Here is a 20147-nt window from a genome sequence, read left to right as displayed (position 1 = left end):
AAGGTCATGGCAAACCCGCCCCGCACCCGGCCTCCCCTGGCAGACAACTGGCGCCCCGGAGCTCCGCCGCCCCCCGGTTCGCGGCCTTGAGCGATCTTCGATGGACCGCTTGAGCGGGATGGGCGAGAGTCGGTCATGAGGCCGTAGCCCACCAGGGAGGGCACCATGACGACACCGACACACCACCAGCCGTGGCGCACGGAGACGCCGGGGCAGGTGCGCGACGCCATGCTCGACCGGGTCGAGGAACGGCTCGCCCGGCTCCTGGCCGAGGAGCACCGCAGCCGGCGCACCGCGGATCCCCGCAGCGCCGTCCTGGTGGCCGGGGTCGCCGAACTGGTCCAGACGGGTGCCGAACGGGCGCACCCGGTCATCTGCCTCACCGGGTACCTCGCCGCGGGCGGTGACCCGGACGGCGAGGACGCCGTCTCCGCGGCCGCCGCGCTCGAACTCCTCGACACCTGCCTGATGATCCGCGAGGACGTCCGGGACAACGCCCCGCTGCGGCGCGGCATCCCGACCCTGCACATCAGCCACGCGGCCGAGCACGAGCGCAACGGCTGGCGTGGCGAGCCCCGCCGGTTCGGCGAGGGCACCGCCGTCCTCGCGGGGGATCTCGCCCTCGCCTACGGCGACCGGCTCGCGGTCCGTCTTCCCCACGACGCCTGGCAGTTGTGGGACGAGCTGCGCACCGAGCGGGCGATCGGCGCGCACGCCGAGGCCGCCGCCGCGACCGAGTACCTCAAGGACGCCTGGCCGGGCCAGTGCGTCTCCGACTGCGGCAGCGGCTGCGGGGCGGGCTGGTACGGCCTGCGCCACGCGCTGCTGATCGGCGCCGCGCTGGCCGGCCGCGATGATCTGGGCGAGGCCTACGAGGAGTATGCCCGCGCCCTGCACGGCGCCTGGCGGATCCGGGGCTTCCTGCGCGGCGGTCCCGGCTTCGGGGGCGACGCCCAGTTCCTGCGCGAGGTGTTCTTCGACGAGCGGGCGCGGGCCGGCGCCGAGGAGACCATCGCCGAGCTCCTCGTGCGCGCGGACGCGGCGGTGGCCGACGCGCCGATCGCCCCCCGCTGGCGCACCGAACTCGCCGACTTCGCCCGCCGGGTGGCCGGCTGCGAACGCTGAACCGGGTACGACCGGCCCGGGTCACCCCGGGGCCCGGCCCTCGGACCGCAGTCCCGCGGCGCGGCCACGGCCCGCCCACCGGCCCGGCCCGCCACGCCCCCGGCCCGCCTCACGCCGTGTCGGGTGCCGGACGCGGGCCTCCCGGGCGCAGCCGTGAGACCCAGGCGCGCAGGGCGTCCCGGCGCACCTGGCCCCGCTCGTCGCGCGGCAGGGCGCCGACGATCTCCAGCCGGGTGGGCAGGAAGGCCTCCGCGACGCCCCGGGCGCAGAGGTGCTCCCGCAGCTCGGCCGGTCCCGGCGGCCGGATCCCGGCGCTCGGCACCACCACGGCGCACGGCAGCTCCCCGTGCTCGGGGTCGGTGTAGGCGACGACGGCCGCCTCCTGCACCCGGGGGTGCGTCAGCAGCCGCTCCTCGACCTCGGCGACCGGCACCATGAAGATGGCACCCGTCCGCTCGCCCGCCCGGGCCAGCACCCGGATCCCGCCGTGCCCGTCGGCCGACGCCAGGTCCCCCGTGCTCAGCCGCCCCCCGTCGTGCTCCCAGGTCGCCCGGGGCGCCGGGGTGCCGTGCCGCCAGGTGGCCAGGCAGACCGAGGGGCCGCGCACGGTCAGCGCCGAGGTCCCCCGCTCGGCGGACACGTCGAGGCCCAGCAGCGGGCTCACGCCGTCCCGGCCGTGCGCGATGTCGCCGGAGAGCGTGCCCATGCCCAGCTCGGGCGCGCCCCAGACGGACTGCACGGGGACGCCGAAGACCTCGCGGAGCTCGTCGGCGAGCGGCTCGGGGGTGCTGGTGCGCCCGCCCGAGAGCACGAGCCGCAGCCGGTCGAGGTCCCGGGGGCGGCGGCGCTGCGTGGTGAGCAGCTCGGACAGGTAGGCGGGTTCGGCGTTGACCTGGTCGACTCCGGCCGCCGCCATCAGGTCCAGGCACCGGCCCGGATCCCACAGGTCCTGGTAGACCCCGGTCCCGCCGACCGCGAGCGGCCAGTACAGCGTGTAGATCAACGAGGCCAGGGAGGTCAGCGGCAGGGTGCTGAGGAAGACCTCCCCGGGGCGCCGTCCCGGCCCGTCGGGCTCGTGCTGGGTGCTGACGTTGGCGTACAGGGTGTTGGGGGAGTGCAGCACCGAGGTGTAGGCGTCCCGCAGCCCCATGACGCTGACCAGCAGCGCGGGACGGTCCGCCTGCCCGGTGCGCGGCCTGCTCATGCGGCCCGCCCCGGTGCGTTCGTGCGGAGTGCGCCGGAAGTACTCCGCGAAATCCACCGCGCCGGTCGCGGCGGCGTCCCCGATGACCACCCGGTGCCGCAGCCAGGGGAGCCGGGGGGCCAGGTCCGCGAGCGCCTCGGCGTGCGCGAAGCCCTCCCACGCGTCGGGCACCACGCACACCCGGGCCCGGGTGCTGTCGAGGATCCGCTGCAGCCCGTGGGAGCGTACGGTCGCCAGCACGGGCACCGCGACGGCGCCGGCCCGCATGCACGCGAGCGTGAGCGCGGCGGTCTCCCACCAGTTGGGCAGCTGGAAGGCCACCGGGTCGCCGGGCCCGACCCCGAGCGAGGCCAGCGCGGCGCCGAACCGCTCGACGTACGCGGCCAGCTGCGCGTAGCTCAGCGTGACCCGGCGCAGCGCGGCCGGCCGGTGCGCCCGCTCGGAGACGATCGCGGGCCGGTCCGGAGCGGCGGCGGCCGTACGGTGCAGGTCGTCCAGGAAGGTCTCCGGGCGCCACCAGCCGGCGTCCCGGAACCGGGCCGCGACCTCCTCGGGCGGGAAGACGTCCATCGGCCGGGCGGGCGTGGGGCCCGACCGGAGCGCCGCGGCGCGCGAGGTGGCGTCGGTCAGGCCCATCGGCCCACCGCCCCGGCGACCTGGACCCGCGAACTGCACCCGAGGCGGCGCATCACCTGACGCACGTGGTTGACCACCGTCCACTCGGAAATGTCCAGCCGGGCCGCAATGTGACGGTTCGTCAATCCCTCGGCGACCAGCAGGGCCACCTGCACCTGCCGGGGCGTCAGCGACTGCGCCTCCGCCGCCGCCGACACCGCGGGACGGCGCGAGGGCCCCGGTGCCGACAGTGCCTCCGCCACCGACGTCGCGGCGCTCATCCGCACCCCCTCCGCCCAGGCCACCGCGAAATCCGTCCAGTCCAGCCGCCCGCTGAGCTCCGTACGGGCCCGCTCGGCCTCCGAACGCCACTCGTCCGCCACCTCGGCGCCCGTCCGGCCGCGCAGGGTGTCGGCCGCGGCCAGCAGCCGCACCGTCCGTGGCCGCTGGGCAGGTGCGGTCCGCAGCAGCAGGAGGGCGAACTCCTCCAGCAGCCCGGGAAGTTCCGTCCGCTCGCCGATGGCCTCGTACAGCCGCAGGGCCTCCCGCAGCGCCGCGTCCGCCCGGTCCGGCTCGTCGCCCTCCAGGGCCAGCGCCGCCGAGATCCGCAGCGTGCCCGCCAGCCCGCGCCCGTCCCGGATCCGCCGGAACGCCTCCTCGGAGCGCTCCAGCAGCTCCAGCGCCTTGCGCCGGTCACCGTCGGCGCGCAGCACCTCCGCGAGCGAGGCCGCCGCCGAGGCGGCGCCGCCCGAGACGCCCATGGCCTCCAGCGCGCTCACCGCCGTCACCAGCACCGCCCGCGCGCCCGGCGCGTCCCCGGCCCGCAGCAGGGCCGCCCCGAGATGGGCGGAGGCGAGGGCGTTCTGCCGCCGGTCTCCCACGGTCTTGCCGAGGGCGAGCGCGCGCCGGTGACGGCGCACCGCCTCCTGCGGGTCGCCCAGCGCCAGCGCGAAGACCCCCGACATGTCGGCGATCCGGGCCCGCAGCGCCTCCGGGAGCGGCGGCCCGGCCGGCTCGGCGACCTCGTCGCACCACTCCAGACCCTCCCGCAGCCGCCCCTGCGCCAGCCACGGCACCCGGCACCCCAGCACCATGGCGGCCGCCGCCTCGCCGTCCCCCTGGGCGCACAGCCGCCGCAGCGCGGCGAGCACGTTCGGCGCCTCGGCCGCCGACTCCCGCAGATGCCGGGCCTGCCGCGTCCCGGCGAGCCCGGGCAGCGCGGCGGCCACCAGCTGCCGGTAGCGCTCCGCGTGCGCGAAGAGCGCCGCCCCCTCCCCGCCCGATTCCGCCAGCTCCGCACGACCGTGGGAACGCAAGGGCTCGGGAACCGCCAGCCGCAGCTCCCCCCGCTCCTCGCCCACCACCACGACCAGGCCCCGGTCCAGCAGCACCTCGACGCCCGCCTCCGCCTCCGGCCCCGCCGCGGCCAGGCCGAACCCCGGTTCGTACACGCTGAGCCGCCGCAGCAGGGCGCGTGCGCGAGGGTCCAGGCCGCGGCAGCTCCACTCCGCGAGCGCGGCCAGTGAACGGTGGCGCGCGGGCGCGTTCGCAGGCCCGCCCGACAGGGTCGTCGTACGGCCCCGCAGCCGGGCGGCCAGCAGGTGCGGCGGATAGAGCCGCAGCCGCCCCGCCGCCAGCTCAAGGGCCAGCGGCAGACCGCCCAGCAGGGTGCAGAGCTCCGCCACGGCCTCCGCGTTCTCCAGGGTCAGGGCGAACGAGGGATCGGCGTCCCGGGCCCGCCGCACGAACAGCGCGACCGACGCCACCTCCCGCAGCTCCTCCGGATCCGCGGCCTCCCGCGACCCGGGCGCGGGCAGCGGCAACGGCCCCAGCGGCAGCAGCTGTTCCCCGTACACCCCGAGCGGCTCCAGGGCGGTGGCCAGCACCACCACGCGCGCGTCGGCGGCCAGCGCCCCGGCGGCCGCCGCGGCGACGGGACGCGCCTCGTGATCGCAGCCGTCCAGCACGAGCAGGACCCGGCCCGGCCCCTCCGGCAGCACGGGCAGCGTGAAGCCGGCGCCCGAGCGCGCCGCATCCGCCGCGACGTCGGCCACCTCCACCCGGGCGAACTCCCCGGCGGTCTCCCGCACCACCTCGGCGGCCAGCGCGCTCTTGCCCACCCCGGCCCGCCCGGTCAGCGTGAGCAGCCGCACCGCCGGATCCCGCAACCGCTCGCGCAGCACGGCGGCTTCGAGCTCACGCCCGATCAGCTCCTTCATCAGGCCCGTCGGCAGCGACATGGTTCTCCGTACGTCAGAGGTAGGCCCGGCGCGGGCCCGCGCCGGGGGTTCCAGGGGTCAGGGCCTGTCCGACCGTTCCCGCCGGCGCCGGCGCCGGCCCGCCCGGCGCGGCCTGATCCGGCCCGCATGGCCGGACAGGCCCCCGGGCCCGTCCTCCGGACCCGGCGGGACCCGAAGGGGACGGCCCGGCCCCCGGTCATACGGGCACACCGGCCGGGCGGAGCCGCCAGAGCCCCGGCCGGATCTCCACCGGCCGCCCCGCACGCACGGCGGAGGGCTCGCACAGCGCCCGCAGCGAACGCCGCGCGTACACCTCCAGCCGGTGGTCGCGCAACGCCCCCGCCAGCTCCAGGCACTCGCCGAACCAGCTCCGGGCCGCCTCCGGCTCCCCCTGCGCCAGCGCCAGCAGCGCCCGCGCACGGCTCGCCTCGAACCGGCCGCGCGCCCGCCCCGGCCCCGACAGCGCGGCGAGGGCCGGCTCCAGCAGCGCCGCCGCCTGCGCCGGGGCCCCCGCGTCCAGCCGCAGCTCCGCCAGGCCCACCAGGGCGCGCCCCGCCTCCTCCTCGTCACCCGCCTCCCGGGCCAGCTCCAGCGCGTGCCCGAACAGCTCCCGGGCCCGCTCCAGCCGCCGGTGCTGCCAGGCCAGATCGCCCAGCGAACGCAGCATCCGCGCCTGCGCCGCAGCGTCCGCGCACCGCGTCGCGGCATCCAGGGCCAGCGTGTACGCGGCCTCGCGATCGTCCCGCACCCACCCGCCGAGGGCATCCGCCAGCCGTACGGTCAGCTCCCACAGACCGGCCTCGTGGGCGGTCCGCGCCAGCCGTACGAGACCGGCCGCCTCCGCGTCCGCGACCCGGCCGGGCTCCGCCACACCGTCCGCGTACGCCCGGCACACCCGCTCGGCCGCGGCCCGCGCCACCTCCGGCGGATCCTCCTGTTCCAGCAGCTCCGCCGCCAGCAGCCGCAACAGCTCCGGCAGCCGGCAGCCCTCCCGGTCCAGCTCCACCAGCCGTTCGTCGGCCAGGGCCTCCAGAGTCCGGGCGGCCCGCGCCTCGGTCACCGCCAGCGCGGCCGCCGCCTGCCGGGCCCCGAACCGGCCCGGCGGCAGCACGCCCAGCAGCCGGAACGCGCTCCGCTCGGCCGGGGGGGCCGCCGCGTACGCCTCGTACAGGCGCGCCCGTACGTCCACGTCACCGGTGCGCAGGGCGTCGAGCCGCCCGCGCTCGTCACGCAGCCGCTCCGCCAGGTCGGCGGCGCTCCAGTGCGGCCGGGCCGCGAGCCGGGCCGCCGCGGCCCGCACGGCCAGCGGCAGCCGCCCGCACAGCTCCGCCGTCTCCGCGACGGCCTCCGGGTCGCAGGCCGGGGCATCCCCGGGCCGGGGACCACCCCGTACGGTGAACAGCCCGGCCAGCCGCGATGCCCGGTCCGGGTGCCACGGCCCGAGCACCACCGGGCGCAGCCCCGGCAGCCCGGCGGGCAGCCGGCCCGCGGTGAGCAGGACGACCGCCCCCGGCGCGGCGGCGAGCAGGGGCCGCACCTGCGTCTCGGCGGTGACGTGGTCCAGCACCAGCAGGACCGGCCCGCCGGAGCCCACCCGGCCGCCCGTCGCGCCCGGCAGCCACTCCAGGGCCTGCGCCCCGGACGGCGGCGGTCCGGCGGGACCGGGCCTCAGGTCGAGGAAGAACCGCCCGCCGGGGAAGGCGTCCGCGACACGGTGCGCGGCCTCGACGGCCAGCGCCGTCTTGCCCGTGCCCGGCATGCCCGTCACGGCCGCGATCAGGCTGCCCGTCGCGGCGCCGTCCCTCAACCGGCCTTCCAGCTCGTTGAGTTCCTCGGCGCGGCCGGTGAAGAGGGGATCGGAATCGGGCAGCGCGAGCCGCCGGGCGGGGCCGTCCGCTCGCCCGGCCGCGCCCGCCCCCCGCTCCGCGTCCCGGACGTGTCCGCCGGGTGCGCCGGGCGCCGGGGCCGGGCCGGCCCCGGCCGCCGTCCTCCGGAGGGCGGCCGTGCCCTCCGCCCGCGTCCCGGGCCGCGACAGCTCCGGGTCGCCCTCCAGGATGCGCCGCTGGAGCTCGCGGGATGCCGGACCCGGCTCTATGCCCAGCTCCTCCACCAGGGTCCGGCGCAGCAGGGTGAACACCCGCAGTGCCTCCGCCTGGCGCCCGCACCGGTACAGCGCCAGCATCAGATGGGTGTGGAACTCCTCGTGCATCCGATGCTCGGCCACCAACTCCTGGAGTTCAGCGATGAGTTCACGGTGCAGCCCGAGGTTCAGCTCCGCCCGGACGCGTTCGTCCAGCGCGCTGATCCGTGCCTCGCCGAGCCGAACGGCCGCCCCCTCCAGCACCGGCCCGTGCGGAGTATCGGACAGCACCGGCCCCCGCCACAGCGCGAGCGCGCGCCGCTGCAGCCCGGCCGCGGTGGCGAAGTCCCCGTTGGCCAGGGCCTGGTGACCGCGCCGGGTCAGCTCCTCGAAGGCCGTCGTGTCGAGCACGTCCCCGTCGACCCGCAGCAGATATCCGGGGCGCCGGGTGACCAGCGCCTCCCGGCCGTGGTCCGGGTCGGTGCTCTGGAGCGTCTTGCGCAGGTGGGACACGTAGACCTGGAGCGTCGTCGTCGCGGTGCGCGGCGGCGCGTCCGGCCAGAGCTCGTCGATGAGCGTCTCCACCGATACGACCTCGTTCGCCCGCACGAGCAACGTCCCCAGGACGACGCGCAGTTTGGCGGCCTGAGGGGTGTACGAGACGACGGTGCCCGCCCCTGCCGGCCGGGGACCGGCGGTGACCTCCAGCGGGCCCAGAATCGCGAAACGCATGGTGCTCAGTAGTCCTGCACCACACAGGTGCGGGCCTCGGCCACCGCACGGCGGCGCTGGGTCAGGGTGAGCGTCACCGGGACTGTCGGCCGCCCGTAGGCGTCGCGCCCCAGCGGCCCGGCCACCGCCACGCAGCGCAGCGGCAGGTCGCCTTCGGCCTGTCCGCGGAAGTGCACCTGGAGGCCGCCGAGGGTGCTGCGGACGGCATCGAGCCCGTGCGCCCGGCCCGCGGCGAGCAACGAGGTCTGGCGCAGTGCCTCCAGCAGGTGCAGCCCGGACAGCTGGCCCTCCTCGCCGGTGAACACGGGGCTGACCCCGGAGTTCAGCAGCCAGGTGCTGATGTGCCCGCGCGAGGCGTCGGTGGGTTCGCTGATGACGATGTTCTCCGGGGTGCGGCGGCCCACCTCGGCGGCCTCGGCCGGGCGCAGCGGACCGTCCGGGACGTCGTCGAGCTCGGGGGCGGCGCGCAGGGCCTGCCGGGAGTGTTCGAGGTGGCGGCGGTACAGCTTCGGCATCAGGAAGACCAGGCCGGCGGCGCCGGTGGCGCAGGGCCGGTCGTCGATGGTCACCTCCAGGTGGAAGTCGAGCCCGCGCGGTACTTCCGCGACCACGTTCGCGGGACGCGCGCGGATCCGGGTCGCCATGGGGAGTGGACCGTCACAGCGGCCGTCGGAGCGCCAGGCGGAGAGATCGGTGAGGTCGAGGGAGAACCGGTAGAAGAGCCCGGGCCGGTCCTCGGGCACGCCGAAGTAGCGGTGCCCGACGAACTCCCCGATCTCCCTCATGGTTTCGGTGGCGATCTGGAGGTCGTGGAAGTGCGCCGGGCCGTCGTTGAAGAGCGGATGGGCGACGGGGGTGGCACCGACCAGGGTGAAGTTCTCCTCACCGAGGCTGGGCGCGTCGAGGGCGTAGTGGGCCCGCGACGGAGGACGGTGGATCAGGTGCCGGGTCCCCGAGAGCACCCTCCCGCCGAGGGCGGGGGCCCCGACGGCGGGGGGCGGGGCCGTGCCGTTGTCGACTGTCATGTCCCTCTCCTTCTCTCCAGTCATGCTGGAGCGGCGGTCGAGCGGCCTGCCACCGGGTCACGGTGGCAGCAAGGTGCATGGCAGCAACTCGTGCCCGCCCTTTAGCGCCGTCCATGGACGCCGGCGCAGGCTTCCGTACGAAAGCCCCGCCCCTGTGACCCCCCACCCGGGCGGGGCCTTTCGCCGTCCCACCGCACCGCACCGCAGCCGGAAGGAAACCCCGATGGCCATCACAGGGCAGCGCACCCGGGTCGCCCCGCCGTACGCACCACCGGCCCCGCTGACCGCCCGGGTCCGGTTCGGGTACGCCTCGGGGTCCCTCGTCACCGGGACCTTCACCACCCTCCCGGGCCTGCTCCTGCTCCCGTACCTGACGGACACGCTGGGGGTCGGGGCCGCGCTCGCGGGCGCCGTCGTGTTCGTCCCCAAGGCCTGGGACGCGTTCCTCAACCCCCTGGTCGGCCGCGCCAGCGACCGCACCCGTACGCGCTGGGGTGCCCGCCGCCCCTACGTCCTCGCCGGCGGCCTCGCCATGGCCCTGGCCTTCGCCCTGACCTTCGCCGGCCCCCTCGGCGGCACTGCGGGGGCCTGGTTCACCGCGGCCGGCTACCTGCTCACCGCCACCGCGTTCGCCTTCTTCCTGGTGCCCTACGTGGCCATGCCCGCCGAGCTCACCGACCGCCACGAGGACCGGATGCGGCTGGCCGGCGGCCGGGTCGCCGTCATCGGCGTCGCGGCCCTCGTCACCGGGGCGGCCGGACCCGCCCTCATCGAGGCCGGCGGCGGCGGTCTCGCCGGGCACCGCTGGGTGGGGCTCTTCGGCGCCACCGTGATCGCCCTCGGCACGCTCTGCGTGTTCACCGGGACGGCCGGAGCACAGGGTGCGGCGGGCGCGGCGGGGGCGGCGGGAGTGGCGGGTACGGCTGGAGCACGGGGTACGGCGGGTACGGCGGGTACGGCTGGAGCACGGGGTACGGCGGGAGCGGCGGGTACGGCTGGAACACAGGGTGCGTCGGGAGCGGCGGGTACGGCTGGAGCACGGGGCACGGCCGGAGCAACGGGTGCGGCGGGCGCATCCGGTGCGGCGGACCCCTCGCCCACGGCCGTCCCGTCCGGCGCGGCTGTCCCGTCCGGCGCGGCCGTCCCGTCCGGCACGGCCGTCCCGTCCGGCACGGCCGGTACCTCCCACCCGACCGCCCGCCCGCTCCCGCACGGCGTGCGGTCCGGGCTGCGCCGGCAGTTCGCCGCCGCCCGCCGCAACCCCGCCTTCACGGCCCTGCTCCGCTGCGTGATCGTCCAGTCCGTCGCCACGGGTGTCCTGCTCGCCGGAGCCCCCTACTTCGCCGGCCACGTCCTGCACGGCTCCGTCGGCGTCGGCGCCCTCGTCGCCGCCTTCGTCGCGCCCAACCTGCTCACCATGCCGCTCTGGTCCCGCCTGAGCGGCCGCCGCGGCCACACCCTCGCCTCCGCCCTGTTCGCGGCCGGCTGCCTGCTCTTCCTCGCGGCCCCCGCGCTCCCCGAGGCCGCCGTACTCGCCACCATGGCCCTGGCGGGCACCGGCCACGCCGGCCAGCTCCTCTTCCTCTACGCCATGCTCCCGGACTCCGTCGCCCGCGACCCAGCGCACCGGACGGAACGTCAGGCAGGATCCCTGTCCGGCCTGTTCAGTACCGGCGAAGGCCTCGGCGTCGCCGTCGGCCCCCTCCTCTACGGCCTCGTGCTCCAGCTCTCCGGGTACGTCTCCTCCGGCTCCGGCCACGCCGCCCAGCAGCCGGCCGCCGCCCAGGTCGGCATGCTGGCCGGCTTCGCCCTCGTCCCCGCCCTGGCCACCGGTCTCGCCGTCGCCCTGCTGCGCGGCTACGACCGCCCGGCCTGAGCCCGCCCCTACCGGCCCCTCATCAGAAGCCTTGCACAGCACGGGTGTACGGGACACCGGCCTCGCAGGATGATGGGACGATCAAGGTCTGCGGGCATCGGGGGATGGCTTTCGTGACGTACATACAAAAGCAAGACTCCACCCAGGTCGGCTTCGGCACCGGCGTGGGGACGCTCGTCGCGGAGACGCTGGTCCCCGAGCCCCCGCCCGCCCTCCACACCAGGACCAAGACCTACGTGGTGGACCCGCCCTTCTTCGGCAACGGGGACATCGGACGCGTCGCCGTCTGCGGCGCCGTCAACGAACTCGCCGCCACCGGCGCCGAACCCCGCCACATCGCCCTCGGCATCGTGCTGGAGGCCGGACTCCCGCTCGACCTCGTACGCCGGCTCACCGCCTCGGTACGCGCCGCCGCCGCCGAGGCGGGCGTCACGGTCGCCGCCGCCGACACCCAGGTCGTCCGCGCGGGAGAGGCCGACCGGGTGTTCGTCACCGCGACCGCCTTCGGAGTCCTCGGCGGCCCGCCCCTGGAGCTCGGCTCGGTCCGCCCCGGTGACGCCATCGTGGTGACCGGCTCCCTGGGAAGCCACGCCGCACACCTGGTCTCGCTGCGCGACGGCCTCGGCTACGAGCACCACGTGCCCAGCGACTGCGCGCCGCTGGCCGGCCTCCTGCGGACCGTCGCCCCCGGCATCCGCCACGCCCGCCCCGTCGTCGCGGGCGGCCTGGCGGAGGTGCTCCGGCAGACCGCCGCCGCCCGGGGCCTGACCCTGCGGGTCGACGAGGCCGCCCTGCCCGTCCGGTACGAAGCGCGGGTCGCCCTCGCCGCCCGCGGCCTGGCCCCCCTCGACGCGGCCTGCGCCGGCTGCCTGTGCCTCTTCGTCCCCCCGGAGCACACCCGAGGCGTCCTCGCGGCCCTGCGCGCCCACCGGTACGGGGCCCAGGCCGCGGTCATCGGCGAGGTCACGGCCGACCCCATGGCCGAAGTCGAGTACCTCGGCCCCGACGGACACCCCCGCACCCGCACGGTCCCGCCGGGCTCCCTCCCCGAACGCCTGCTGTGAAGCGCGGCCCCTCGGCGCCGAATCGGACCGCCGACGGGTCCGCCTGGACTACAGCCAGTCCCGCTTCTTGAAGACGACGTACAGGCTGACGCACACCACCGCCATCAGCAGGATCGCGAAGGGGTACCCGAAGCTCCAGCTCAGCTCGGGCATCGCCTCGAAGTTCATGCCGTAGATGGTGCCGACGAGGGTGGGTGCGAAGAGGATGGCGGCCCACGAGGAGATCTTCTTGAAGTCCTCGCCTTCGGGGTGCTGACCTGCAGAAAACGATGGGGGAGGGTCTCTGAACTGCGGCGATCCGCCTTTCCGGCCCTTTCGCCGTGCTGCCCGTTGATGCGCCCGATCCTCCCCAGCCGCTCCCCAACGGGGCTTCCTTCTCCCCAGATTCTCCCCAGCGGAGGCTGTCTCGGAAGGAGGATCGCCGCTGGTCGGGTCCGTGATCCGTGCGTCAGGCTGACTCTCGGGTGCTGTAGCCGGCACTACGGACGTCGACCACGCGGCCAAGCATTGATGGCCTCCTCAGGTGTATGCCGCTGTAGCCATTTGCGTGCGGCTTCGTCGCCGAAGCCGTGCGACCGGAGGACTTCAAGGGCGACTGATCGTACTTCTCGCGCCTTGTCTGCGAGGTTCAGGTGGGCCTTCATACGCGCCACCACGTCGTCGTAGTCGTACTCATAGCGGCCGTTGACCTTCTGAGCGAACAGCGGCAGGAGTTTGTAGTAGCGACGTTCGCTGATGCCGACTTGTGTCCACGGGTACCGGTCCGGCGCCTCGCTCTTCCGGTATTGCATGACCGTGATGCTCGCCTTCCGGCGCACGTACCGACGAGTCGCCTCTGCGCCCTGCGCCGGATCGAATCCTGGGTGGATCAGTTGTTCGAGGAGTGTTGCGGCTGCAGAAGCTCTGTTGGGGGCACCGGTCTCACGGCGGATGCGATCGACCTGTCGCGGGTACGCCATCGCGATGGCGTTCGTCAGCGCTGGCTCGTTGCCCCTGATGTAGCCGTGCCAGTAGGCCTTCAAGACCACCTGGCACGCGATCTCGTAAGAGGTCGAGACGGGGTCGAGGGTGATGGTCGGTATGCCGTGGCCGTGGATAGCCTTCGCAAGCCTCCTCCACGGGCGATCGACAGGACGCTGCACCTGCTCGGTCCAGATGCGTGCCGTGAATGCCCAGTCTGCGGGGTGCCGCGTCATTGGGACCACGACAAGGACAGCCTCGGTGGCTGCAAGCGGCGGGATCTGTCCGCTGGTACCCGCTTCGTCCAGCAGCAGTTCGTAGAGCCTTCCGTCGTCCTCGGTTTCGCTCGTCACCCAAACGAGGCGCCGGGCGATTTGGAACCACCATCCGTTGAAACTGACCCCAAGGATCGGGACGTAAAAGCGATTGGCGGGGTCCATGACGCGGCGAAAGAGATCTTTTCGCTGCGCGTGGTCCACAGATGTTCCCAGCCAGTGGAGCACATGCTCCGCCGAGAGGCGCCCCGTCTGCGATGTCCTGGCAGCGAGTTGGCCAGCAATCCACAGTGCCTCGGCCGCACGCGCGGCACTGGGAACAGGGCTGGCCAAGGGCGAGACCTGCAGGACGTTCGCAATCTCGCCGTTCACCGGGTCAGGGACCTCCCACGCATCCGCCCCTGGCTCCATCGAGCCGACCTGCATGTCTGGGATGTCCACGAAGGGCAAGCCGTTGGGCTCTATGTCTGAGGTCGCTCGGCGCAGAGGCTGGAAGCTGCGGCCCGAGAGAACATCAATCTCGCGGCCGGCCTGGACGAGCATGTCCGTCAGCACCTGGCGGTCTGGGCTACCGCCGATCAGCTTCATGGCCTCGTCGACAAGACTCTCAGACCAATGTCCCATACGGGCAGTATATGAGGGCATGGAGAATGTAAACCCAAGTCTCATGCGAGGGCGATCGCACGAGTGGGCCCGCGGCCGCGAGGAGGAAGCCCGCAAGGTGCCGGCCCTCAAGGCCCGCAGGGCACGTAGCAAGGAGGCTGCTCGATGAGCTCACCGCTTCAGCAGCGGGCTGCGTCCCCCATGCTGCCCCAGCCTGGTCCGAACGGCCGACGGATGCTGGGCGGGACCGTCCTCGGCGGCGGAGGCGCCATCGGTGCGCTCGCGTTCGTGGGGGCCCCATGGTGGGCGGTGGCCGTTGCCGTCGTCCTCACCATCACCGCGACCTTCGGCATCCTCATCGCGTTGGTGCTTATGCCGTCGGACTCCGAGCACAAGCGGGACCTGTGGCTGGCTGCTATGCGGTACCGCGACCGGCGCTCCCAGCGTACCGAGCAGCGCAAGGTGCCCGCCTCGCGGAAGCACCGGAATAATGCCCCCCAACGCGGCCGCACCGAGTAGGAACCCGCGCGGCATGAAACCGGGTTCGGTCCGCAGCCCAAGTGCGGGCCGAACCCGTCTCACCATGACGCCACGTCAGGGGCAAGCCGTGTGGGCACCTCGTGCTTCCGCCCGTGATCCACGCGACCGAACCTGTGGCGGACATCAGGAGGCGCGAAGCCCTTCCGGGAGGAAACGGTCGATCTCTGAGCTGCTGAAAGTCATGTCCTCGTCGATCTGCAGGGCTCGCTGTGCGGCCCGGTAGGCACTACTCGATGTGTCCGGCGCCAGCCGGTAAACGTGGTTCAGCTTCTCGAGTAGCTCGTCTCTGCGGCGAGGTATGTCCACGGATTGCGGGTCGGTCTGTATGTCGGTGAGCAGGTGCAGAAACAGCTCCCGGATGTACCAGAGCTCCTTGGCGGCGGCACGGTGCTGCTCGGCGGCCTTCTCCGGAGTGAAGCTCAGCTGGAAGATGGTGAAGGCCAGTGCCAGGGCGGAGGCTCCACTACTGATGTAGAGAAGAAGCTGCTTGTTCGTGATCACCGAGGCGAGCAGCGTCCCGGACGTCAGCGTCACGAGGGTGATGTTGACCCACTTGGCCTTGTCCGCCTTGGCGGCTTCCAGCTCGCGGGCTTTCTCGTGGGCCTTGTGCGAGTAGACGACGCGACCGAAGGCTTCCCGGATCGCCTGCACGTTCGCGGTGTGCCCGGTGCCCTGGCTAGAACTCATACTGCTCCCCGAAGATCTTGCGCCACTCCAGTGCGGCCTCGATGTGCCGATTCTCGGATTCGAGCTGGCATGCCTTGACTGCTCGGGCGTGTGCGCTGGTTGCCCTGCTGAGCCAGACGTCACCGTAGTGCTTGAACTCACTGGTGCCAGGGATCAGCCGGGAATGGTTGGCCTTCTTGGCCAGTTCGGCGAAGAAGTCGCGGACCATCCAGTCGTAGTAGGCCGTGGACTCGCGGGCGTAGGCCCATGTCTGCAGGAATGCGACGCTTTCCAGCTCCAAGACGAGTGACTTGATGGGGACAGAGCACCAGTCCTGCCAGGCCTTCATCATCTGGATGAGGCTGCGGGTGTTGCCGTTGGTCCGGGTGTCCGATTCAGCGATGTGAGCGATCTCAGCGTGGTGATCAACGTGCTGCCAGCTTCCCCCGTTGTGGGTGTTGGGCACGATCATCCCGCCGCCCTGCCGGCGCCATCCGGGCAGCACTTCCACCCTGTGCCTGGTGGAGAACTCGACGACCACGACTTGGCCGTCGCCTCGGATCTCGGTACGTGGGTAGCGACCGAGGAGCAGCCCTTTGATCTCCTGCAGGAGGGCTGACTGCCCGTTGTACCTGTACCCGGTGTAGCGGGTGTGTTCGTGTGTGGGCAGGAAGAACAGCAGGTCGACGTCTCGCGGCGGGCTGATCGCCGTGCCCTTCCCGTACGAACCGACGATCATCCGCCAGTCGTCCGTGTACTGGGCGTTGCTGTAGTGCCCGTGCAGTTTGCGGGCGATGGCATTGACGCTGGTCAGAGCGTCCGTGTGGTGCTCTTCCTTCGCCTTGATGTTCTTTAGGAAGGTGTTGAACCTGCTCGCCGTGCTCAAGTGCCCCCCTTGCTCGTGCTGGAGGGATGAGCCTAGGGGCTGCCACTGACAATGGCGGGTCTCGGATCTCGACCCATCCGTCCACGGAGACCTGCGGTCCGCCTGCGAGGTAGTGCTGGTGCGGGACTCGCGGTGGGCGTACCGTGCGGGAGGTGACGGATGTGACTCGAGAAGACGATCTTCTGTCCGAGTCCGGTCTACCTGGCAGACATGGAAGATGAAGTCGGCCGGCTACTTGGGGGAAGGGAGAGAGCCGTCCGCCTGCGGAAGGAAGGCCGGTAAGGGGGCTTGCTTCAGGCCTTCGAGGTGAACGGCTCGTGGGTGACCGCGGGCGGCGAGGGCCGATGTCACCCGCCCGACAGCACCGGTCACGCTCTCATGCTCCCAGACCCTCAGTGGTAGCCACCCGATGCGCAATAGGCGAGCGTCCGTCTCCTCGTCGCGCTGGACGTTTCCCGCGAGCTTCTGTCGCCACCATTCGCGATTGTGCTTCGGGTGGTGGAGGTGCTTCGGACACGCGTGCCAGAAGCACCCTTGGACGAAGACCGCAGTTCGCCACCTGGCGAAGGTGAGGTCAGCACGGCGCCGCGGCATTCCGGGCAGGGGAAGGTCCACTCGGTAGCGGAAGCCCAGGGAATGGAGGGCACGCCGCAGCGCGAGTTCCGGCGCCGTGTCTCGGCGTCGTTGGGACGTCATCAGCTTGCGGGCGTTGGCGTCCCGAGGTGGTGGTACTCCTCGGCGACCGGTGCGGGTCGTCATGACCTGCAAACCCTCGTCTGATCGGTCTGGTCACTGGTGGCCAGACCGAACGGGTATGAGAGTGTGCTTCTGGGTGCGGTCCCGGCTTCGAGTGTGGTCGGCACGGGCGCACATCGTGGGCGTCGGCCGGTCCACTAAGCGGTGGACGCGGGACCGAGAGAGGGTGCGAGTGCCCGGAGCGGTGCCGCGTGATCCCTGCGGCCGACGATGTTGCCCGGACGTTTCACTGGCATGGGGCCAACGGGCCTCACACCTCGCCACCTTGGTCCCGCTGCGACTACGCATCCTCGTTCCGGTGACCGTGGAGGCGGTACCCCAACTCGTCTGGATGACGCATCACCCGGGCAAGGCGCCAGGCGGTGTCGAAGGACAACCGACGCCCCTTCCTTAGCAGCAACCACAGAGCGAGCGTGCTGGTGACGGGGGCGAGTACCCAGCGTAGAACAGCCGTCTTCATCGGGCCTCGTCCGAAAGGCGGGCGAGTTGGTGTGCCGTTTGCTCATCACCGAAGGTACGAACAGCGTCGACGAGGAGGGCGAGTAGTTCCTTGCGTCCTTCCTCGCTCAGGCCGACGACGAACTCGTGGAGCAGCTGGGCGGCTGTAACCCATCGCTGGCCTGGCTGCCACTGCTGGATATCGCGCACCAACTTGTCGAGGTCGCTGCCGCTGGGGGGACCGCCGAGTCGATTCCAGTTCTCCGACGTTCCCTCCAGCAGACCGTAGAGGCGGGCTGTGGACGGAGTGGCGAGGATCTCCTCCCTGAGGAACGTCTCGCGTGCTCGAACCTGCCGTCGTGCCAGCTCGTCCAGGTCGTGGTCGCGTCGGATTCTCTCCTCATGCCGCTCGTACTCCTGCCGTAAGCCTTCCAACCGGAGAGCAGCCCTTCGTGTTGTGTCGTCCACGCGGACACGTAGTCGCACTGCAACCACCTCCACTCCCTCTGCGGAGAGGGGAAGATTCCTTTGGACGGCGACGGTGATGTCCTGCTCGGCGGCATCTGGACGGAGGACGTCACACCGTTCGGCCTCCTCTTCGATGTGTCTCCTGGCGAGACGTGGTGCTGTGTACCGATTCACCGGCTGGTTGGCGCCGGAGAGTCGCCAGGTCACTCGGAGCTCGGTGGTGAAGAACAGCGACGGGTCCTTGCTCCTGACACGGTCCGTCAAGACGGACGTCCAGACGGCCTCGTCTTCTGTCGAAGAACCTGAGGCCTTGACAGTTCGGCGCTTCATGCGACGTCGGCCTCCGCCGCGCTGCCCTGAGGCTCGTCAACCGGAGTTCCTGCCGACGAGGACAGAGCAGTGATCGGCTGCTGTCGTCGAGCGAGGAGGTCTTGGTCAAGCAGGGCGGACAGTTGGCGTTTGAGGCTTTCCCTTTCCGAGGAGTAGGGGCGGTCCAGCCCCTGCACCCACCACTGGGAAGAGGTGCGCAGAGTTTCCCGAAGGGCCGGCCCTTCGGCCCCGGGAACGTTAACGGCTTCGCGCAGGGTGTCGAGGACAGCGGACTTGAGTGCATGCGATTCCAGTGCCGCGTCGAGCCACGTGAAAACGCCCTTGTCCAAGTCTCGTTCGCCTGCCGGTCCCGCAGCCTGGCGTAGCAGAGTGCGCCAGCCTGTCACGAGCCCCTGCAAGGTGGGGCGGAAGCTGTCCTCCTCTTCGCGGTTCTCCTCGGTCATTGCTTGGAGGAGGGGCGGAAGGCCGGCTGTTTCGGGTGGGGAGTTAAGGGCTAACGCGGTGAATGTGCGGTGCCCGACGGTTTGGCTCGTCGTATCCGACTTGCACCAGTCAATGACGTATCCGAACAACATCTGCCGTACGGTGGGGTCCCCCCAAAGAACGCGCACGGCTTCGCGCAGCGCGTCGATCACATCGGGATGACCTTGGGCTGCCACATTCCTGAGTCGGCGTAATGCTTTGGCGGTATGGCGGCGGCCGAACGCGCCTGTACACACGTCTACTACGGCTCGTTGAAGGTGGGGCTGGCTGCGGTTCGACCAGGCGAGCAACATGGAATGGATATAGGGCGCGCTCACGGCGTGGATCGCGGCGGAATCCAGAATTTCAACGGCCAGAGGCCACAGCTCCCTGGTGGTTCCGTGTTTGTACCACTCCTCGACTATCCGCTCGAGCGGCGTCTGACGCCGATGCCGAACGGCCCACCGCAGAGCGAACTGTCCCACACGCTCTGCTAGGGCGAGTCGGCCTTCTCTACTGGTGATCTCCAGGGCTTCCTTGCTCGTGCTGGGGTCGGGGACAGGTGCCTGCGCGAGCCACTTCAGGAACGTGGTGCGAGCCAGGGGGCGGTCGTTCCAGAAGTACTCGATCGCGGCGTCGTCCCAGTGCGGGCGGGTGAAAGTGAGAGTGCCGTCACCCTCGCGCTCCGCTCCGATGGCCTTCGTCATGGCGATGACCCCGGGTTCCCGTTGTCCCTCCACCTCCACCTTGAGGCTGTCGAGCTGTTCAGTCAGCTTTGCGGCTCGAGCGTAGACATGCCCGACCGGATCGCCACGCAGAACGGCCGCAGCCAGAAGGAAGTTGCGCTCGAAGCTGGTACGGGATCGCCCCTCGGGTTCGTGCCACGTGTATAGCGCATCTTCCCAGTTGCTGTGGGCGGCGGCAACGTTGGCCACTTGCTCTGCGAGCGTACGGCGTGGGGAATGGTCCCGAGGACGCCTTAGTGATTGACCCGAATCGATGGCGTCTGCAACTGCGGATTGCGACGTCCGGTGCTCTTCCAGCATGAGGTATACGAGGTTGAGTACGTCTGTCGGGGCTTGGCCGGCGAGGAGCGGCTCTATGTCCGCGTGATCGAGCCACTGGTGTGCTGGGAAGTCGGGTTCCTGTCCGAGCAGCCATCGTTCGGCTATGCCGCGCGGCCTCACAATGCCCAAGTCCGGAGCGACGCCGTCCGGTGCCCCGTGGCTGATGCGCCTCCACTGTTCGGGGCGAGTGAGCACGATCAGCCGACACCTCCGGTGCTGGAGGCGCTCGACGAGTTTGTTGAGATTGCCCCCGAAAGAGGCGTCGACCACGAAGTCATCCTCATCGGGAGGGAGTTCCAGAAGATAGCCGCATTCGTGGTCGTGCGGCAGCCGCCTAGTCGGGAAGTGCTTCGAACCGCCGAAGGACAACGGCCGTACTTCGGTGATGGCGCCATCGTTCAGGAGGTGAGCGAACAATGCGTAGGCGGTAAAGCTCCGGCTGCTGTTTGGCGGGCGGCTGATGACCAGGACGGAGCCTTCAGCCCCCAAGGCTGCTAGGGCCTGCTTGAAGGGGCTGGGCGCCAGGTGGTCCACACCGCGGGGTTCGGCGTACACCTCGCGGACTACGGCCAGATATTCGGACGAGATAGGAGCGTGCGAGTCGAGGGTCTGCTCGTACACGTACTTCGTGCCGATTTGTTCACCGTTGTTGATGAAGGCCCGTTGGAGCACGGCAGCCTGTCCGACCGCCTCTACTGCGTCGCGCGTGGGTGTCGTTGCAGGGGGCCGCTGCAT

Annotated in this window: 14 protein-coding genes and 1 pseudogene; 4 read left to right on the top strand and 11 right to left on the bottom strand. The window is 72.0% G+C overall.

The window, feature by feature from the left end; all coding sequences use genetic code 11:
• The first annotated feature begins 165 nt into the window (after positions 1-165).
• Complete coding sequence (locus AB0O29_RS00590; RefSeq protein ID WP_365143772.1) at positions 166-1125, top strand: polyprenyl synthetase family protein; 960 nt, start codon at positions 166-168, stop codon at positions 1123-1125.
• A 109-nt stretch (positions 1126-1234) separates the two neighbouring features.
• Here AB0O29_RS00590 and AB0O29_RS00585 read toward each other — a convergent pair whose 3' ends face one another.
• From AB0O29_RS00585 to AB0O29_RS00570, 4 genes are all read right to left on the bottom strand, one after another.
• Positions 1235-2965, bottom strand: coding sequence for an AMP-binding protein (locus tag AB0O29_RS00585; protein WP_365143769.1), 1731 nt, complete (start codon positions 2963-2965; stop codon positions 1235-1237).
• Entirely contained in the window at positions 2956-5184 is a 2229-nt protein-coding gene (locus tag AB0O29_RS00580) for a LuxR C-terminal-related transcriptional regulator (RefSeq protein WP_365143766.1), read from the bottom strand. Before AB0O29_RS00580 ends, AB0O29_RS00585 begins: the two co-directional genes overlap by 10 nt.
• A gap of 196 nt (positions 5185-5380) precedes the next feature.
• A complete protein-coding gene (locus AB0O29_RS00575; RefSeq protein WP_365143764.1) occupies positions 5381-7996 on the bottom strand; it encodes a BTAD domain-containing putative transcriptional regulator in 2616 nt (871 codons plus the stop codon).
• A gap of 5 nt (positions 7997-8001) precedes the next feature.
• Positions 8002-9021, bottom strand: coding sequence for an AfsA-related hotdog domain-containing protein (locus AB0O29_RS00570; RefSeq protein ID WP_365143761.1), 1020 nt, complete (start codon positions 9019-9021; stop codon positions 8002-8004).
• 223 nt (positions 9022-9244) lie between these two features.
• Here AB0O29_RS00570 and AB0O29_RS00565 point away from each other — a divergent pair, with 223 nt between their 5' ends.
• Both AB0O29_RS00565 and AB0O29_RS00560 read left to right on the top strand, forming a co-directional pair.
• The gene (locus AB0O29_RS00565) at positions 9245-10897 is read left to right on the top strand and encodes an MFS transporter (protein WP_365143758.1); all 1653 of its coding nucleotides are present in this window, start codon (positions 9245-9247) and stop codon (positions 10895-10897) included.
• 104 nt (positions 10898-11001) lie between these two features.
• Complete coding sequence (locus AB0O29_RS00560; protein WP_365143754.1) at positions 11002-11961, top strand: AIR synthase-related protein; 960 nt, start codon at positions 11002-11004, stop codon at positions 11959-11961.
• Between the two features lie 48 nt (positions 11962-12009).
• On the opposite strand, the pseudogene AB0O29_RS00555 reads toward AB0O29_RS00560, so the two are convergent.
• Both AB0O29_RS00555 and AB0O29_RS00550 read right to left on the bottom strand, forming a co-directional pair.
• Positions 12010-12201 (bottom strand): annotated as a pseudogene (locus tag AB0O29_RS00555) (CorA family divalent cation transporter); the annotation flags it as partial.
• A gap of 239 nt (positions 12202-12440) precedes the next feature.
• Complete coding sequence (locus tag AB0O29_RS00550; RefSeq protein ID WP_365143751.1) at positions 12441-13784, bottom strand: hypothetical protein; 1344 nt, start codon at positions 13782-13784, stop codon at positions 12441-12443.
• A gap of 180 nt (positions 13785-13964) precedes the next feature.
• Between AB0O29_RS00550 and AB0O29_RS00545 the strand changes: the two genes are divergently transcribed.
• The gene (locus AB0O29_RS00545; protein ID WP_365143748.1) at positions 13965-14318 is read left to right on the top strand and encodes a hypothetical protein; all 354 of its coding nucleotides are present in this window, start codon (positions 13965-13967) and stop codon (positions 14316-14318) included.
• A 144-nt stretch (positions 14319-14462) separates the two neighbouring features.
• On the opposite strand, the gene AB0O29_RS00540 is transcribed toward AB0O29_RS00545, so the two are convergent.
• The 5 genes from AB0O29_RS00540 to AB0O29_RS00520 form a co-directional block, all read right to left on the bottom strand.
• Positions 14463-15026: an SLATT domain-containing protein gene (locus AB0O29_RS00540; RefSeq protein ID WP_365143745.1), complete on the bottom strand. Its 564-nt coding sequence runs from the start codon at positions 15024-15026 to the stop codon at positions 14463-14465.
• Positions 15016-15891: a nucleotidyltransferase gene (locus AB0O29_RS00535; RefSeq protein WP_365143742.1), complete on the bottom strand. Its 876-nt coding sequence runs from the start codon at positions 15889-15891 to the stop codon at positions 15016-15018. Before AB0O29_RS00535 ends, AB0O29_RS00540 begins: the two co-directional genes overlap by 11 nt.
• Before the next feature lie 231 nt (positions 15892-16122).
• Positions 16123-16650 carry a very short patch repair endonuclease gene (locus AB0O29_RS00530; RefSeq protein WP_365143739.1) on the bottom strand — a complete coding sequence of 176 codons (528 nt, stop codon included), beginning with the start codon at positions 16648-16650 and terminating at the stop codon, positions 16123-16125.
• A gap of 453 nt (positions 16651-17103) precedes the next feature.
• Entirely contained in the window at positions 17104-17883 is a 780-nt protein-coding gene (locus tag AB0O29_RS00525) for a hypothetical protein (RefSeq protein ID WP_365143736.1), read from the bottom strand.
• Positions 17880-20147, bottom strand: a complete 2268-nt coding sequence (locus AB0O29_RS00520) for a hypothetical protein (protein WP_365143733.1) — start codon at positions 20145-20147, stop codon at positions 17880-17882. Before AB0O29_RS00520 ends, AB0O29_RS00525 begins: the two co-directional genes overlap by 4 nt.

It is taken from the genome of Streptomyces sp. NPDC089915 (assembly GCF_040684675.1).
Lineage (GTDB): Bacteria > Actinomycetota > Actinomycetes > Streptomycetales > Streptomycetaceae > Streptomyces.
The sequence above is the reverse complement of the archived record's forward strand: the minus strand, read 5'-3'. Positions and strand labels throughout refer to the sequence as shown.